Consider the following 18051-nt stretch of genomic DNA (forward strand, 5'->3'; position numbering starts at 1 on the left):
TATTAAAAGCTTTTTCTAAGCTTTTTCTTTTGCTATCTTTTTTTCTTTCTTCCCTTCTCTTTTTTCTCTTTTTTATCGCTTTTTATTCCTTTTTTACTTGTTTTTATTTTTGTTGCTTTTCATTTACTTGTTTTTATTTCATATCCCTTTTTTATTGCTCTATTTTTCAAGTCACTATGTAAAACTTAATATAATATTATTATAATTAATTAATTAACGTACTTACACTAATCATAACATTTGTTTATTTAAAAAGTTTGTATATTTTATGAACAATTAATTAATAAAAAGAAACATGTTAAACTGTATGAATATCTATTTTCCAACCTGTTATCTTAGCTGCAGTTCTTGCTGTTTGTCCACCCTTTCCAATAGCAAGAGAGAATTGATCTTCTGGTACATATACTACGGCTTGAGTATTTTCTTCATCTATACTTATATTTTTTACTTCAGCAGGTGCAAGAGCATTTTTTATAAATATTTCAGGATTATCAGAATATTGAATTATATCGACTTTTTCTACTTTTAATTCATTTAATAATTCATTTATTCTCATACTGTTTTCACCTATACAAGCGCCAACAGCATCTACATCTTTATCATTAGACTTTACAGCTATTTTTGTTCTTATACCAGGCTCTCTATATATTTTTACTATTTCTACAATATTTTCTTCTATTTCTGGAACTATTGTTGTTAATAATTCTATTATTAATTCAGGAGAAGTTCTTGTTACAAGTATTTTTGGACCTTTCGTTGTTTTTTGAATATCTTTAACATGAACTTTTATTAAATCTCCTTGAAGTAATTTTTCGCCAGGGATTATTTCTTTTTCTGGAAGTTTTGTTTCCAATTTTCCTATTCTTATTTCTGCATATCCATCAGCAACTTTTAATACTTCTGCGTTTGTTATCTTGTTTCTCAAAGATACGTATTTATCAAAAAGAGCTTTCTTTTCAAGTTCTTTTATATTCTGTAAAATAACTTGTTTAGCTGTTTGAGCAGCTATTCTTTTAAAATCTTTCTTTAAATTAATTTTTTTCCTTATTTCTTCACCTATTTGAACTTTTGGATTAATTCTTTTTGCTTCTTCTAAAGACATTTCTTCCTGTAAATTTTCAACATTTTCAACAACTTGCCAAACTTGATAAACATTTAATTTCGTAAATTTATTATCCATTTCTACATCAACATTTTTTGTTCCATAATTTTTTTTATATGCGCTTTTAATTGATTTTAATATTATATCTATTAAAACATCTCTACTTATTCCTTTTTCTTTTTCAAATGTATCAAGCGCTTCTAATAAGTTTATATTCACAAATTACACCTCCGATTAAAAATCTATTTCAAGGTTGGCTCTTGATATGTTATCCATTTCTATTTTAAATAAACTCTTTTTTGAAGATTTTTCTTCTATAATTAATTCATCATTTTCAATTTTTTTTATGTATCCAGTGAAAGAGTTTCTATTTTCAACCTTGTTTTTTGTTATTATTTTTGCTAATTTCCCTTTAAATCTTATAAAATCTTCTTTAGATCTTAATGGCCTATCGAGACCTGGAGAACTTATTATTAAATCATAGCTTCCAAAAGGAAAATCTTGTTCTTCACACCAAGGTTCTATTTTTCTTGAGAAATTAGCACATGTTTCTATTGATACAAAATCTTTTAAATCATCTATTATTATTTCAATTGTTTTTCTTCTTTTTGAACCTTTTATATTGATTTCAAATATTTCTAAATTCATTTCTTTGGCTATTTCTTCAGCTTTTTCTGATAAAGTATTTTTTATATCTTTCATTCTCCGTCTTCCCCCTTATAACAAGATTCGAGGGCCGATTAGCCCTCGAAATTAATGCTTTTTATAGGTCTTCTGATAAATTATATCACATATAAATATAAAAATCAAGCATTGTTTAATATTTTTTGAATAGAATATTATGTTTTGTATATATTAATCAAAACATAATTTTTAATCTTTTTAATATTAATCTAAATAAATTAAAATATTAAATTGAAGATTATTTTACTTTTTTATAATTATATATTCAGTATAATGAACTTTTTTTATGATAGAATATTGTATGAATAAGTCTAATGGGAGGAAAATAATGAACTTTAAAATATATTTATTGAGTGTAATTTTTTTAATTCTTAGTTTTACAGGTTTTTCAGAAATAATATCATATATTTCAACAAAAGATGGAAAAATAATTGAGAATAGTTATATAGATGATTCATTATTATATGGAAGGTATTATGAAAATTTAAAAAATTATTTAAATATTGGAGATAAATATTATTTGTTTAATACATCTAATATATTATTCAATTCTTTGAAAGAAGTAGTTGATTATAAAATTATGGAGAAATATCTTAATGATAACAATATATTTATTGATTATGATAGTTTAAATGATAAAGTTGATCTTAATTATAATAGGCTTAAATCAAATGAATTTATTTTTAATAAAAGTGTCATTTTTTTTGATGAAGAAAAAAATATAAGAAATTATATGAAAGTTAAGATATGGATGGAATTAGTTGATGAAAAATTTTCTGATTTTCTGATCAATAAGAAAATAAATATTTCAGTTGAAAATTGGTTTGAAAAGTATAGAGAAAATTTTGATTTTATTGTTACTTGGAAACCTTTAAAAATAGAATATAGAATAGATAGAATTGATAAAACATCTAAATTAATAGAGACTGAACAATTTTATAGGAATATAATTTTTGAAGAAAAAGATGTACCTGATGAATGGATATTCTCCTATTTAAAATTAAATGATATTTCTTTCGAAAATAAAAAAAATACATTGGAAGATCTTAAAAAATTCAAAGCTCTCTCTCAATCTTTTAAAGATGGAAAAGTTATTGAAATGTCTTTGATTAATTTGAGTCAGGTATTGAATGAAAAATCTATAGAATTAGAGAATGAAAATATTTATAATTCATATAAGGAAATTTATTATTATAAAACATTATATGATATAAATTCAATGAATGAGCTTGATGAGAGAATAAAAATTTTAGAAGATGATCTGAATGATTTATCGAATTTTAAAAAAAGAATACTCAAGGAATTATATTATAAAAATAAAGATTCGCAGATTATAAATTATTTATACTCTAATTTTTCTGATGATTTAGATATAGATTATTTGTATTTTGATTATGTTTATGAAGTTATGAATGAATATTATTCTTTGTATGGAAGAGATGAAAATTTTATGATTAAAATAAAAAATAGTTTAACTCAATTACAAAATATATCTAGTACTTATGATGAAGATAAGCCAAAATTTGAAGATTTGATATACAAATTCAATAAACTTATTGATTAGCGAGATTATTATCTCGCTTTTTTGAGGAGATTTTTTATGAATTTTAAAGTTATTGCTTCTGATTATTTAAATAATGCGACTGATGAAAAATATAATAAGGCTAAAAAAATACTAAAAAATGAAGGTATAGAAAATTATAAATTTTATGAATTAGATGAAAAACTTTATATTTCTGGTTATGTTGAAGGAGTATTTAGTAAGTGTATTCTTTCAGAATCTTTTTTTTATGATTGTGAATGTGAATATTCAAAATTCAAAATAGGATTATGTGAACATATAACAGCTTTATTATTAAAATATATAAATTATATAGAAAGTGAAAAAAACAATAGTAATATTTTGAATTATAAAAGTGATTTTTTTTATATTGTAGATAAACTTGTTGATACATATCCAATAGAAAATTATTTTGATTATATTATGATCATAAGAGATGATAAAAATATCTATTTGAAATTTTATAAAAATGATAAAAATATTTGTGTCGATTTTGAATCTGATAACATTATATTGAATGAATTTTATTTAAATTTACAAAATAATATTTATTTGAATAAAGATAAATATCAAATAAAGTCTTTTAAATTTTTACAAAGATATTCTAATTATTTTTTTATCGATGGAGATTATTTTAATTTGAACAATATTGAATTGGAATTATCATTAAAAAAAGAAAATGAAAATAGAATATTTGTAAATTGGAATTTTAAAGATAATAATGAGATCTTAAATTCATTCGATTATTATATTTCGAATTTTGATTATTTGATAGAAGATAAAGAGAATAGAAGATTTTATTATCTTTATTTAAACGGTAGAACTGATTTGAAATTAGAAGAATTAAAAGAAGAAATAATTGAAATTGAAGATTTTCAAAAATTTTTTAATGATTATATATTTGATTTAAATATTAATACTAAATTTGAAGATTTTGATAAACTTATTTTAACTAAGAATTCTATACCAAAGTTGTATATTTTGAGAATAGGAGATAAATTCAAATTTAAAATTAAATTTGAATTATATGATAAAGAATTAGATTTTAAAGATATTAAAAATTGTTATTATGATGAGAAATTTTTAGAAAATGTCTTGAATGAATTAAATATTTATAAAATAGATTTGGATGATAATGGAGAAAAAGTTGTAGATATAACTTTTTTTGTAAATTTTATAGAAAATGATCTGAACAAAATTGATAAAAAAATAAAAGTTTTGTATTCTAAAAATATAAGAATATCAAACAATCCAATTATAAAAATTAGAACTAAAGTTTTTGATAATGAATATAAAATTGATTTAAATATAAATGATGAAATATTGAATCTTGAGAATATGAAAGAAAGTAATTATATTGTTTTAAAAAATGGAGATATAATAAAAATACCTTTAAAAATAAAAAAGATAATAAAAAAATATAATGAAAATAAGTATTTTAAAATAGGTGAATTAATTGATTATCAAGATATTCTTGAAGGGGATTTAAAAAAAGTATTTGAAGAGTTAAAAAAATTTAAAGAACTTGATAATTATGAATTAAATAATTTTAAAGGTAATTTGAGGGATTATCAGGTTTATGGATATAATTATCTTAAATTTTTGAATGAATATAATCTTGGAGGAATTCTTGCAGATGATATGGGTCTTGGAAAAACAGTTCAAGTTATAGCATTACTTTCAAATGTTTCCTTAGATAAAGGAGCATTGATAGTTTGTCCAAAAACACTCATACAAAATTGGAAAAATGAAATAAATACATTTTCTAACTTGGCTGTTGGAGAATACATCGATGATAATGACCTTAATAATTATGATATTTTAATAGTTAATTATGCGACATTGATAAATAGAGAAAATTTAATAAAAAATTATTTTGATTATATAATAATAGATGAAGCACAGTATATAAAGAATAGATGGACTAAAACTTCAAAAGTAATCAAGAGTCTTAGGGCAAAAAACAAACTTGCTCTAACTGGTACACCAATAGAAAACAATATTGAAGATATATATAGTATATTTGAGTTTATACTTCCTGGATACTTTGAAAATGAAGATTTCATAAAAAAAGTTTATAAAAATAAAGAAGAAAAAGAAAAATTCATAAAAAAAATAAGCCCTTTCATACTTCGAAGAAAAAAAGAAGATGTTTTAGATGAATTACCTGAGAAATTTGAAAAAGAAGTAAAATTAAATATGGAAGAAGAACAAAGATCTTTATATATTAAATATTTAAATTATTTTAGAAAAGAGATAAAAAAAGATAATATAAATATTTTTGAAGCCTTGTTGAGATTGAGACAGATTGCATGTCATCCTTATTTAGTTGATAAAACATTTAAAGAAAGTTCAGGAAAGTTTGAATTTTTAAAAGAATTTATTGAAGAAATTATGAATACTAATCATAAAGTCATTGTTTTTTCTCAATTTACTACAATGCTTGAGATTATTGAAAAATATTTAAAGGAAAAAGATTATAATTATTCAATTATAACTGGAAAATCTAAAGATAGACAAAATATTGTTGATGAATTTAATAATAATGATAATAAAAAGATTTTATTGCTGAGTTTAAAAGCTGCTGGAATTGGACTTAATATAACTGGAGCAGATTATGTTATTCATTATGATCCATGGTGGAATCCATCGGTAGAGAAACAGGCTACAGATAGAGTTTATAGAATAGGGCAAGATAAAGATGTCTTTGTTTATAAACTTATAAGTATTGATAGTATAGAAGAAAAAATTTCTGTTTTAAAAGATAAAAAAAATAAATTATATGAAGATATTTTGGGAGATAAAGAAATATTTTCTGATATGAAAAAAGAATATCTTGAAATTTTATTTGATTAAAGTTTATAAATGGCGGTCGGAGCACCCGCCTTATCAAAACACGGAGGTGTTATATATGAAAAATAACACAAAAAGGATAGTAAATTCAGGTGTTGTAGCGGCAGTTTATGTAGTTTTATGTATTTTATTCCAACCTATAAGCTTTGGGCCAGTACAATTTAGAATAGCTGAAGCATTTACTGTATTGCCATTTTTAGATGCTGCTTTTATTCCAGGTTTGTATATAGGTGTTTTATTGGCAAACATCATAGGAGGCCTTGGTGCTTGGGATATTTGGTTGGGGAGTTTTTTTACTTTAATAGCTGCATACTTAACTTGGAAGATGCCTAATAAATGGCTTGCTCCACTTCCTTCAGTTTTAGTAAATGCATTTGGTGTTTCTGCGTATGTATCGGTTTTGTACGAAGTTCCTTACTGGATTTCTGTTTTATGGATAGGAATAGGACAAGCTGTAGTTACATACTTAATAGGAATTCCTATATTAATATTATTTAAAAAACATTATAAACCATCTTAAGATGGTTTATAATGTTTTTTTTAAAATTAGTGAAAAAATGAATAAAAGTATAATATAAAGATATTTTTTTTGATATAGAATAATAAACTTAATTAAATAGATTTGATATTTAAATTTTCAATTGTTATCATTAAATTGAAGCAAAAAAATATCGGAGGTGTAAGCTAAAAATGAAAAGACCACTTGTAGTAGATACGACTTTAAGAGATGGACAACAATCATTAATAGCTACAAGAATGAAAACTGAAGAATTTGAATCACAATTATCAGAATTTGATAAAGTTGGTTATTATGCAATGGAAGTTTGGGGAGGAGCAACATATGATTCATGTATAAGATTTTTAGATGAAGATCCCTGGGAAAGACTTGATATAATAAGAAAAAACTTAAAAAATACAAAAATTCAAATGTTGCTCAGAGGACAAAATCTTGTTGGATATAGACATTATTCAGATGATGTTGTTGAATTATTTGTAAACAAGATGGCTGATCATGGTATGGATATAGTTAGAGTGTTTGATGCCTTAAATGATATAAGAAATTTAAAAAAATCTATAGAAATTGCTAAAAAAAGAGGTATGGAAGTTCAAGGGACTATGTCATATACACAAAGCCCTGTTCATAATTTAGATTTTTATATAAACTTTACAAAAGAATTGGTTGATAATGGTGTAGATTCTATTTGTATTAAAGATATGGCAGGTCTTTTAATTCCAGAAGAAGCATATAAAATAGTCAGTGAATTAAAATCTAAGTTTGATGTACCTATTGAACTACATTCTCATAATACTACTGGATTGGCAGCGATGAGTTATTATGCCGCTATAAAAGCAGGTGTTGATAGATTAGATTTAGCCTTGAGTCCTTTTGCAATGGGAACATCTCAACCAGCAGTTGAAACATTTAATGCTGCTTTTGATCTCGGGTTAAATCAAGATATAATAATGAAATTATCTGAACATTTCTGGAATGTAAGAAAAAATCATGAAGATAAAGATATGAAGATGACATCGATAAATGCCAAAATATTAAAAGCACAAATCCCTGGAGGAATGTTATCTAATTTAGTTTCTCAACTAAAGCAGCAAAAAGCAATAGATAGATTGGATGAAGTTCTCGAAGAAGTACCAAAAGTTAGAAAAGATCTTGGATATCCTCCATTAGTAACTCCTACAAGCCAAATTGTTGGGGTTCAGTCAACTATAAATGTTTTAACGGGCGAAAGGTATAAAATGATTACTAATGAAGTTAGAAACTATTTAAAGGGTATGTATGGAAAATCTCCAGCACCGGTAGATGAAGAACTCATGAAAAAAGCTTTAAAAGATGAAAAACCTATAACTTATAGACCGGCAGATGATTTAAAACCAGAAGTTGAAAAATCAAGAAAAGAATCAGGTATTCTTGTTAAAAATGATGAAGATCTTATAACTTATATACTATTTGGAGAAACTGGAATAAAATATTTAAAAGATAGGTATAAAAAAGAAATAAAAGTAGATTTTGATATAGTTGATGAATATTCAAAAGAAGAAACGAATATTTATCCAGTATAAAACAATCCCCCATATCTTTATGATATGGGGGATTATTTATTTAAATATAATTTTAATGTTAATATTTCTTAATTTAAAAAAATAAGAGTTAAAAAGAGTTTTAATGTTTTAAATAAAAATAATTGCCTGTAATCATAAATAAACAAGTGTGAAAATAAAAAAAACTATGATATAATTTTCATAGACAAAACGTTTCCATTTTTAAATTTAATGCATAAGGAGGTTTTTTTTGATGAAAAAATTTTTAATGATAACCTTAATCATGGTTTTTTCAGTTTTAATGGTATTTGCTGATTCTATATTAGTTTGGTCATCAGAGAAACAGGTTGATTTCATGAAATCGATAGGTGAAAAATTTACAAGAGATACTGGAATTTCGGTAGAAGTTCAACAAGTTAATTTTGGTGATATAAAATCTAAATTTTTAACAGCAGCTCCAGCTGGAGAAGGACCAGATATTATAGTTGGTGCACATGATTGGGTTGGAGAACTTTCTGAAAACGGTTTAATTGAACCATTTCCAATGTCTGCAATCGAATTAGATAAATTTGCTCAATCAGGAATAAACGCATTCATGGTTGAAGGAAAATTATATGGGGTCCCTTATGCAATTGAAGCTCCAGCAATTATGTATAATAAAGACTATTTAGAAGAAGCACCAAAGTCAATAGATGAATTGATGGAAATAGCTAAAGAATTTACAACTGATGAAACTGTAGGATTTATATATGAAGGTCATAATTACTACTTCTCTCATACATTTGTTGCAGGTAAAGGTGGATATATTTTCAAATGGGATGCAAAAAGTGGTTATGATGTAAATGATATAGGTTTAAACAATTCAGGTGCCGTTGCAGGTGCTAATATAATAAAAGAACTCTATAGTGGAATAATACCAAAAGGTGCGAGTTATGATACAATGGATTCTATGTTTAAAGAAGGATTAGCGGCTATGGTATTAAATGGACCATGGGCAGTTAAAGGTTATGTAGATGCCGGTATAGATGTAGGTGTTCTACCTTTAACAGAATTAGCTTTAGGCGATGGTCAAATGGGTAAACCGTTTGTTGGTGTTCAAGGATTAATGGTTAATTCAAGATCTAATAATAAAGCATTTGCTTTAGAATTTGTTATAAATTATCTTGCTACAGCAGAAGGAATATATGATTTCTATCTTGCAGACCCAAGACTACCTTCAAGAGATGATGTTAATGAAATAATTGCTCAAAGAGGTGGACCAATTCCAGCAGATATAGTAGCTCAATTTACAAAGAGTGCTGCAGGAGGAGAACCGATGCCTAATATACCTCAAATGGCTCCAGTATGGGCTGCTATGGAAGAAGCTTTGAAGAATATAATAAATGATAATCAAACAACTCAAGATGCTTTAAATGATGCGGTTAATAAAATAAAATCTACAATTTCAAAATAAAATTTTAATTTTAATTTTTAGGGGAAAGGGGAAGGGAAATAGTTCCTTTCCCCTATTTATATACCAATAGGAGGGCAAATTATGAGTAAATTGAGTAGAATCCTCATATGGTTGGCAGCTTCAGTTTTAAATGGATTAATGGTATGGATAATATTTACTCTTTTTTTTATAGGAAATTCAGGTTTAGCAATAGTATTGGCAGCATTTTTGTTTGTTGCAGATTGGGCTATATTTTCCAGTAAGGGATATCCTTATAGATATACTTTATTTGCTTTGTTTTTTCTTTTTATATTAACCATATATCCTATGTATTATACTGTAAAGACATCTTTTACCAATTATGGAACTGGGCATCTTTTTTCAAGAGAAAAAGCTATAGATATATTACTTACAGATCCAAGTTATAATTATGAGCCAAAAGACTCTGAATTTATGGATTTTAGTATATATATAAAATATGATGAAGAGTTTAAACCTACAGAAGATTTTTTGATACTTTTAAATAATGAGAAAGGCAAGTATCTTGCTGAAAAACCAAAAGTATTGGAATATGATTCAACAGGATCATTACTGTATTCAGAAACCTCTATGTATGAAATTAATAATGATTTTGTAAATACTGAGGAAAACGCTTACAAAATTATAAGAGCTGATTCTGAAGATGATTCATTCATTCCTGCAATAGAAAAAAATAATAATGTCAGATATACTTATTTTTATTCACCATATGATGATTCTGTAAGTTCAAATTCTGCATATTATAATTCTGTTCTAAGGCAGAATTATATGAAAGCATTAGTAATTTCATTAAATTCTAAAGATTTTATGTTATCGAATAAATTTATATATAAAAAATTTGGAGAGGCTTATAAAATATATGAAACAAGAGTAAAAACTATAATAAGAGGAGATAGAAAAGAATATAGTACTTATATATATAATAAATTAGCCGAAAGAGAAGTAATGGAGAAAGATGGTTTCTTTCTTGATTATAATGAGAATGGTCAATTACAACGTTTAATAGGATATCAACAAAATATAGGAACAAAGAATTATACAAAAATTATAAATGATAGTAGGATATCTAAACCATTTTTTCAAATATTTGGATGGACTTTCACTTATGCTGCTTTAAGTGTGATATTGAGTTTTATAATAGGATTATTTTTTGCAGTATTTTTGAATGATTCAGGATTAAAGGGAAGATTAATTTATAGAACTCTTTTGATAATTCCATGGGCTATTCCAGCTTTCATATCTGTTTTAGTTTGGAAAAATGGTTTTTTTAATCAAACATATGGAATTTTAAATAGATTTGTTTTAAGTAGTTTTGGAGCAGAAAGTCTTGCATGGTTAGATAATCCATTCTGGGCTAAAGTTTCAGTAATAATAGTAAATACATGGTTAGGATTTCCTTATATGATGACAGTTACTTTGGGGTCTTTACAGAGTATACCATCAGAATTATATGAAGCGGCTTCGATAGATGGGGCATCAAGATGGAAACAGTTTAAAAAAATAACTTTACCATTATTAATGGTATCTGTTGCGCCATTATTGGTAATGTCTTTTGCTTTCAATTTCAATAATTTTACTAATATATATCTTTTAACCAATGGAGGACCTGCAATACCTGGAACATCTACTCCAGCTGGAGCTACTGATATATTGATTTCATTTACTTATAAGTTAGCATTTGAAGGATCAAGAGGACAAGATTTCGGATTTGCAGCTGCGATCTCTGTATTAATATTTGCAATAATTGCTATATTGAGCTATTTTAACTTTAAATTTTCAGGTTCTTTTGAAGAGGTGAGTAGATAATGGCTAAAATAGAAAGAAAAAATTATTTGATAAGACATATTGTATTGATATTACTCACTTTTATCATATTATTTCCTTTAATATGGGTTATTTCTACTTCTATAAGAAGGGATAATGCAGCTTTTTCTCCTAAACTTTTTTCTGATAGAGTTACAGCAAATAACTATAAGGAACTTCTTTTTCCCAAAAAAAATGTACCAGAAATTGTTAAAAGTTTAAATCAAGTTTCGGGATATATAGGAGATTATTCTGAATATTCTGTGGAAGAAGCCCAAAAAGAAAGTGAAGAATTATTGAATGAACTAAGGATATATTTCAATGATACAAGAAATGAAATGGAAGAAAATTTAAATATATATCAAGATATTTTTAAATTATATGATGAAAAATATAAATCAAAAATAATTTCGGATTCGAATGAATTAAAAAATAAAGACTTTAATATATTTAAAAAGGAATTAGAAAGTTTAAATAAAGAACTCAATTTAAATTATGATAAATATGAAAAAAATTTAAGTATTTTTTTAAATGAAAGACAAAATATAACTTTAGAATTATTAAAGATAAAAAATGAAAGTAATATTGATTATATAAATGAAACTATTGATACTATTTATAAAATTCCACTTAAAACAACATTATGGAAAATAAGAACTTATAAAAAATGGGTAAAAGAAGATGAAACTATCGATACTTTTGCAGATAAAATATTCAATTTAGAAGATATGTGGAAATCATTAGAAATTGATGAAGAAAACTTAAATAAGAGCATAGAACAGAGTCTAGAGAATAATTATTCTGATTTAGTTATACAAAAAGAAAAAATTGAAAATAATATAAACAACATTGAAACTAAAATACAAGATTTGGAATCTAAAATAAGTATTATGGATAACAATGCCAAAGAATATTTAACTAAATTAATAGCAATATCAGATCAATATATACCAGAAAGTAAAAAAATTATGGCTTCTTATAATTTAATAAAAGATTTAGACTTTACAAAAATAGAAGGAAAAGAACCTCTTTTTGGAGAAGATATAAAATTTTATGAATCAGTAAAAGCTTTTTCAAATAATATGAATAAAACTTATAATAATGTGAAAAGTATAGATAGATTTAAATTAAATGGGTTTAATGAAACACTTAAAAATTTTGAAGAAGTTTATAATTTTTTGAATGAAAATTTTACCAAAATTTATGCTTTAAAGGATGATAAAAGTGTTTTATCATCTTATCAAGCTTTAAAAAGTATTACTATTAAATTATCAGTATCAATAGATGAAATAGTAGAAATATCTGAAAAATATAATGAATATTATACAAATTTATTGAATTATCAAGATGAAATTCAAATTTTAAATAAAGATAGAGATAATTTTGTAGAAAATCTAAAAGTTTTAAATGAAGAAAATCAAGATAAATTAGAAATTATAAATAAAAGTAAAAATCTTTCGAAATTAATATTTTATAAAAATTATGCAGAACAACAAATAAAAAATATAGAAGAAACAAAATTATATTCTGATTTTATAGGAACTAATTATTATTCATTTTATAAACCAGAATATAATAGATATGCTATTTTAGAATGGGATACAAAGTTTAAAGAATCTTATAATAAATATATAATGGGAAAAGATGCTTTGAATAAAATAATAGAAAATATGGAAGATGAGATATCAGTTTATGATGCCAATCTTGAAAGTTTTCTAAACTTAAATTATGGCGGTAATATTTCATCTATAAAATATCTTGAAAATATAAATATGATGTATGAAAGAGATTATAGCGCAGTAAAAGCTGATATTTCAAGAGCATCAAGAATTGTAAATGATTTAGCAGATAATACAGAATATTCAGAATTAAAGACAAAAATGAAAAAAATAGATAAAAATTTATATTATTTACAACAAAATTGGGAGAAGAAAATAAGAAAACCTTTTTTAAAATGGTTGTTTAATTCTTTTATTGTTGCTGGATTATCATCTATTTTTACGGTTTTAGTAACTTCTTTGGCAGCATATCCATTTTCAAGAATGAGATTCTTTGGAAGAAAGAGTGGACTTTATTTTTTAATGATAATACAGATGTTCCCAACTGTAATGTTTATGATTGCTATATATGGAATTTTGAATTTTATGGGAGATTATATACCTTTAATTGGATTAGATAGTCTTGGCGGTTTAATATTTGCATACATGGGAAACGTTGCTTATAATATGTGGCTTTTTAAGGGTTATTATGATACTATACCAGATTCACTTGAAGAATCAGCTATGATAGATGGAGCTACACGTTTTCAAACATTTTGGAAAATAGTGTTACCTTTATCATTACCCATAATAGCTGTAATAACGATAATGACTTTTATGAATACATTCAATGAATTTGTTATTGCAAAAATAGTTCTTCAAAGTGAAGCGAATTACACATATGCTGTTGGATTACAAACATTTTCTCAAGGACCATTTGAAACTCAATGGGGATTATTCACTGCAGCAGCTTTAATTGGAGCACTTCCTATGGTAATAATTTTCCTTACTATGCAGAAATGGATAGTTGGAGGATTAACTCAAGGTTCTGTCAAAGGTTAATTTTAATGATAAAAAATGTTCAGCCTTCAATATAGGCTGAACATTTTTTTAATAATCAAAAGAACTTCTCCCTATAAACTCTCTAATTACAGAGGTTCTTGGAATTTCTTCTAATTCAGTTATAGGCATAAAATAATCTAAAAATCTCAATAATCTTTTAGCTTCTGGATACTCTTCATTATCTGCACATATATTCAACAAAAGGGGTTCTGCAAATAATTTTAATACAGATAATTCATAAACTAAATGTGAATTAAACATTATATCAGCTTCTTCTTGATAAGGAAAAATATTTCTTTCCTCTCCTCTTCTAACTGATGCCCACATCTTTAAAGTATCTAAAGCATTATGACCTCTAGAATTAAAATCTCTTACAATACGTCTTATAATTCTTGTATCAGTTGTAGGAATTCTATTAACACTATCGAGATTCATCTGAGTTAATGCACTCACATAAACTTTGAATTTTTGATCTCTTGGAATATCAGAAGTTAAAGTTTCATTTAGTCCATGTATTCCTTCTATTATTATTGGTTGATCTTTTTCAATTTTTAATTTCTTTCCAATCCATTCTCTTTTACCGTTTATAAAATTAAACTTTGGAATTTCAACTTCTTTTCCTTCTATTAAGTCTTTCATTGTTTTATTTAATAAATCTAAATCGAGTGAAAAAATTGATTCAAAATCATAATTTCCATTTTCATCACGAGGAGTTAGAGATCTATCAACAAAATAATCATCTAAAGATATTTGAACGGGTCTTAAACCGTTTACTTTTAATTGAATGGCTATTCTTTTAGCAGAAGTAGTTTTTCCTGATGACGATGGCCCAGCGATCAATAATAGTTTAGAATTTTTTCTTTTTATAAATTCATCAGCGATCTGAGAATATTTTTTTTCATGCAAAGCTTCAGAAATTCTTATTAATTCACAGACATTATGTTTTCCACCCACTATAAGTTCATTTAAATCGCCAACAGTTCTTATATCCATTATTTTGAGCCATTCATTATATTCATTAAAAGTTGCCGATAACTTGGCAAAATGTTTATATTCAGGGATTTTATCTGGCGAAGATTCATTTGGTGAAATCATAACAAAACCATTTTCAATTTTTTTAATTTCAAATTTTTCTAATTCTCCTGTAGAGTAAGGCATATATCCATAAAAATAATTAAAGTATCCATTAGCCTTATAAAAGTTTACAGTAGATTTTTTTCTATATTTGAATAAATTAGCTTTATCTTCTTGATTATCTTGCTTAAATAAATTTATTACATATTGTTTATCTTTTGTAAGTTTTTCAAAGACAAGATTTTTTTTAACCAATTCTTTCATTCTTTCCACTATTTTATCTAAATACTCTTGACTTGGTATACCCGAATCGAATTCACAGTAAAGACCAGGTCCTATAGAATTATTGACATAAAATTTATCATTTGGATTTATATCTTTTAAAGCCATATAAATTAAAAATAATATACCTCTTCTATATATTCTTACACCATCTGGATCACTTAAATCTAAGAATTTTATATTTCCTGAATGTTCAACTTTTTTAAATAATTCTTTGATATTATTATTTATTTTTACACCGTAAACTTTTTTATTATAATGTTTTTCAAACTCTTGTTTTAATTCATAAAATGAAGTTCCCTTTTCTACTTCATATATATCTCCATTGTTAACATCTGTTAGGGAAATTTTCATAAAAAACATCCTCCTTCTTGTTGACAAAGTCCAATTTCTATGTTATAATAATTTACGGAATTAGATGCTGGGACGTGGCCAAGCGGTAAGGCGGCGGACTTTGACTCCGTTATTCGTAGGTTCGAATCCTGCCGTCCCAGCCATTTTCTTTTTTAGAGAAATCAAACCGGGCTTTAAGCCCGGTTTTTTTATTTCTTTTCATTTTAATCTGTTTTTAATTTACAGATAAAGGCTCTTCATTTAAAGGTGTTGCTTCAGAAGAAAGGTTTGTTTCTATTTCTTCTATCATTTTATCTATGTCTTTATAATAAGTAGAGTCTATTTCTTTTATTTGTTTTAAATAAGATAATTTCATATTTTCATCTTCAAGAACATCAGATAAATCCATTCCAACTTCGAGTGCATCTAATTTCGTATTTGTACTTTCTTCGGTTGATATTACAGAAGCTATATTCAACATTATTTCCCTTATAGGTTGTTGTAAATACATACTTAATACAGAACCTCCACCGAGATAATTAGAATACATTTTAAGCTGTTCTATTTGTAGTTTTGAATATGCAATTTTTACTTTTGGATCAGATGGATTTTCTTTATAATAATCTTGTACAATTCTTGTTGATGATGGATATTCATAGAAAAGTTCAGCTAATAATTTTGATCTTCTTTCTGAAACTATATTTAATTTATTTTCTAAATTTGTCTTATATTCTTTAGCTTTTTCAACGGATTCTATACCATATCCTTTTAAATCTTTTTCAGCAGTTCTATAATCTAAAACATCTGAATACTTAAATTTTTCGTCTATTAAACTTGAAGTATCTGCATTTTCTTCATTCATTTTTTTGTCTATTTCAGTGATTTTTTCTTGTATTTCTTCATCAGATAACTTTTGTACTTCTTCATCTAATTTACCTTGAAAACTTATAAATTTAGTCAAACTGTCTAATCTTGTATTATAAATATTTTTTAATGAAGCAGTTACATTAGAGTATACAGCTAAATAATCTGTGTCAGCCTCTGCTGAAACTTGACCATCTTCATAAAAAGCTATTAATGAAAGTTCATTTTCTAATTTTTCTAATTCATCTAAATTTTCTAAGTTATTGTTGAAATCTTCTGCGAATTGTAGTTTTTCATCCATATATTTCTTTCCAAATTTCATTTCTTCTTTATAAGAAACTAACCAATTTTTAAACTTTTCATTTGAAACTTTATTTTCTATTTCAGAATAAATATCACCAAAGTTAAAAACATCTTTAGGTTCATTGAATACTTTTTTATCTTGAACATTTATTATATGATATCCGAATTGAGTTTTTACAGGTCCTATTAATTCGTTTACATTTCCATTAAAGGCTGCATCTTCAAATTCCTTTACCATTTTTCCTCTACCAAACCAACCTAAATCACCAGAAGATGTTGCATTTGCTGTATCTGTTGAATATTTTGCAGCAGCATCTTTGAAAGATATTTCATCATCTTTTAGCATTTTATATACATCGTTAGCAGTTGCTTCATCTGTAATCAATATATGCTGTGCTTTTACTTGTTCATAATCTTTTTTTATAGAATCAAAATTTTCTTCTATATACTTAAGTCCTTCATCTCTACTAACTTTAGCAACGTCGTTTTTTACATTATCAAAAATTGTATCTTGTTTTATTGAAGAACCAATAGAATTTGTGAGTATTGATTCTATCTGCTTTTCGCTTCCATAAGCATTTTTTATTTGTTCCCATTGATCTGGATTAGCTTTTAATTGATCTAATTGTTCTTTGACTTTAATACTTAAACTATCTTTTAATTCTTTGTCAGTAGGAACTAATTCGTTTTGTTCAGCATAATAATTCATAACCTTCAAATCAAAAAGCTGATTTGCTATTGAAACTTTTAATGATAAAGAATCAAATATAGGGTCTATTTCTCTATTATAATATTGTTTGTACTGTTGCAACATTCCTTGATATTGTGTATCTAATTCGGTATTCATAACCCAATATGGATAATTCAGTTCTTCACCATTCAAAGTTAATAACAATACAGCATTATCTTTTACAGGCTCATTTTGAGTATTCAATGCTGCCGCCTGATTAGAAGATGACAAATAAGCTGCAACTGACCACCATATGATACCGACTATAAACAAAGCCGCTATTACAAATGAGATCGCTTTCTCATGTTTAATAAACCACTTATTCATTTATTACTC

11 protein-coding genes and 1 tRNA gene are annotated in these 18051 nt (G+C 25.4%); 8 read left to right on the top strand and 4 right to left on the bottom strand.

The features are described 5' to 3' along the window. Positions 1 to 298: 298 nt before the first annotated feature. Both nusA and rimP read right to left on the bottom strand, forming a co-directional pair. Positions 299 to 1321, bottom strand: coding sequence for a transcription termination factor NusA (nusA, locus tag C7380_RS08190; RefSeq protein ID WP_109605024.1), 1023 nt, complete (start codon positions 1319 to 1321; stop codon positions 299 to 301). A gap of 15 nt (positions 1322 to 1336) precedes the next feature. Further along, positions 1337 to 1804: a ribosome maturation factor RimP gene (rimP, locus tag C7380_RS08195; RefSeq protein WP_109605025.1), complete on the bottom strand. Its 468-nt coding sequence runs from the start codon at positions 1802 to 1804 to the stop codon at positions 1337 to 1339. 310 nt (positions 1805 to 2114) lie between these two features. Here rimP and C7380_RS08200 point away from each other — a divergent pair, with 310 nt between their 5' ends. The 7 genes from C7380_RS08200 (at position 2115) to C7380_RS08230 (ending at position 14129) form a co-directional block, all read left to right on the top strand. Continuing rightward, the gene (locus tag C7380_RS08200; RefSeq protein WP_109605026.1) at positions 2115 to 3350 is read left to right on the top strand and encodes a hypothetical protein; all 1236 of its coding nucleotides are present in this window, start codon (positions 2115 to 2117) and stop codon (positions 3348 to 3350) included. Between the two features lie 36 nt (positions 3351 to 3386). Beyond that, positions 3387 to 6203 (top strand): DEAD/DEAH box helicase, encoded by a 2817-nt coding sequence (locus C7380_RS08205; protein WP_109605027.1) that lies wholly within the window; start codon positions 3387 to 3389, stop codon positions 6201 to 6203. 55 nt (positions 6204 to 6258) lie between these two features. Further along, positions 6259 to 6720 (top strand): QueT transporter family protein, encoded by a 462-nt coding sequence (locus C7380_RS08210; protein ID WP_109605028.1) that lies wholly within the window; start codon positions 6259 to 6261, stop codon positions 6718 to 6720. Between the two features lie 170 nt (positions 6721 to 6890). Then, positions 6891 to 8276, top strand: a complete 1386-nt coding sequence (locus tag C7380_RS08215; RefSeq protein WP_109605029.1) for a pyruvate carboxylase subunit B — start codon at positions 6891 to 6893, stop codon at positions 8274 to 8276. 232 nt (positions 8277 to 8508) lie between these two features. Then, positions 8509 to 9708, top strand: a complete 1200-nt coding sequence (locus C7380_RS08220) for a sugar ABC transporter substrate-binding protein (RefSeq protein WP_109605030.1) — start codon at positions 8509 to 8511, stop codon at positions 9706 to 9708. An 81-nt stretch (positions 9709 to 9789) separates the two neighbouring features. Then, positions 9790 to 11532 carry an ABC transporter permease subunit gene (locus C7380_RS08225; protein WP_109605031.1) on the top strand — a complete coding sequence of 581 codons (1743 nt, stop codon included), beginning with the start codon at positions 9790 to 9792 and terminating at the stop codon, positions 11530 to 11532. Continuing rightward, the gene (locus tag C7380_RS08230) at positions 11532 to 14129 is read left to right on the top strand and encodes an ABC transporter permease subunit (protein ID WP_109605032.1); all 2598 of its coding nucleotides are present in this window, start codon (positions 11532 to 11534) and stop codon (positions 14127 to 14129) included. Before C7380_RS08225 ends, C7380_RS08230 begins: the two co-directional genes overlap by 1 nt. 48 nt (positions 14130 to 14177) lie before the next feature. Here C7380_RS08230 and C7380_RS08235 read toward each other — a convergent pair whose 3' ends face one another. Beyond that, positions 14178 to 15839, bottom strand: a complete 1662-nt coding sequence (locus C7380_RS08235) for a nucleoside kinase (protein WP_109605033.1) — start codon at positions 15837 to 15839, stop codon at positions 14178 to 14180. 68 nt (positions 15840 to 15907) lie between these two features. Here C7380_RS08235 and C7380_RS08240 point away from each other — a divergent pair. After that, positions 15908 to 15982 (top strand) — tRNA-Gln (locus tag C7380_RS08240). Positions 15983 to 16053: 71 nt separating this feature from the next. Here the strand turns inward: C7380_RS08240 and C7380_RS08245 are convergent. Further along, a complete protein-coding gene (locus C7380_RS08245; RefSeq protein ID WP_109605034.1) occupies positions 16054 to 18042 on the bottom strand; it encodes a peptidylprolyl isomerase in 1989 nt (662 codons plus the stop codon). Between the last annotated feature and the right edge of the window lie 9 nt (positions 18043 to 18051).

This window comes from Oceanotoga teriensis (assembly GCF_003148465.1).
Lineage (GTDB): Bacteria > Thermotogota > Thermotogae > Petrotogales > Petrotogaceae > Oceanotoga > Oceanotoga teriensis.

Bases quoted from the DNA above. Each gene is read 5' to 3' on its own strand.
- rimP (WP_109605025.1), bottom strand. From the start codon at position 1,804: ATGAAAGATATAAAAAATACTTTATCAGAAAAAGCTGAAGAAATAGCC.
- C7380_RS08200 (WP_109605026.1), top strand. From the start codon at position 2,115: ATGAACTTTAAAATATATTTATTGAGTGTAATTTTTTTAATTCTTAGT.
- C7380_RS08205 (WP_109605027.1), top strand. From the start codon at position 3,387: ATGAATTTTAAAGTTATTGCTTCTGATTATTTAAATAATGCGACTGAT.
- C7380_RS08210 (WP_109605028.1), top strand. From the start codon at position 6,259: ATGAAAAATAACACAAAAAGGATAGTAAATTCAGGTGTTGTAGCGGCA.
- C7380_RS08215 (WP_109605029.1), top strand. From the start codon at position 6,891: ATGAAAAGACCACTTGTAGTAGATACGACTTTAAGAGATGGACAACAA.
- C7380_RS08220 (WP_109605030.1), top strand. From the start codon at position 8,509: ATGAAAAAATTTTTAATGATAACCTTAATCATGGTTTTTTCAGTTTTA.
- C7380_RS08225 (WP_109605031.1), top strand. From the start codon at position 9,790: ATGAGTAAATTGAGTAGAATCCTCATATGGTTGGCAGCTTCAGTTTTA.
- C7380_RS08230 (WP_109605032.1), top strand. From the start codon at position 11,532: ATGGCTAAAATAGAAAGAAAAAATTATTTGATAAGACATATTGTATTG.
- C7380_RS08235 (WP_109605033.1), bottom strand. From the start codon at position 15,839: ATGAAAATTTCCCTAACAGATGTTAACAATGGAGATATATATGAAGTA.
- C7380_RS08245 (WP_109605034.1), bottom strand. From the start codon at position 18,042: ATGAATAAGTGGTTTATTAAACATGAGAAAGCGATCTCATTTGTAATA.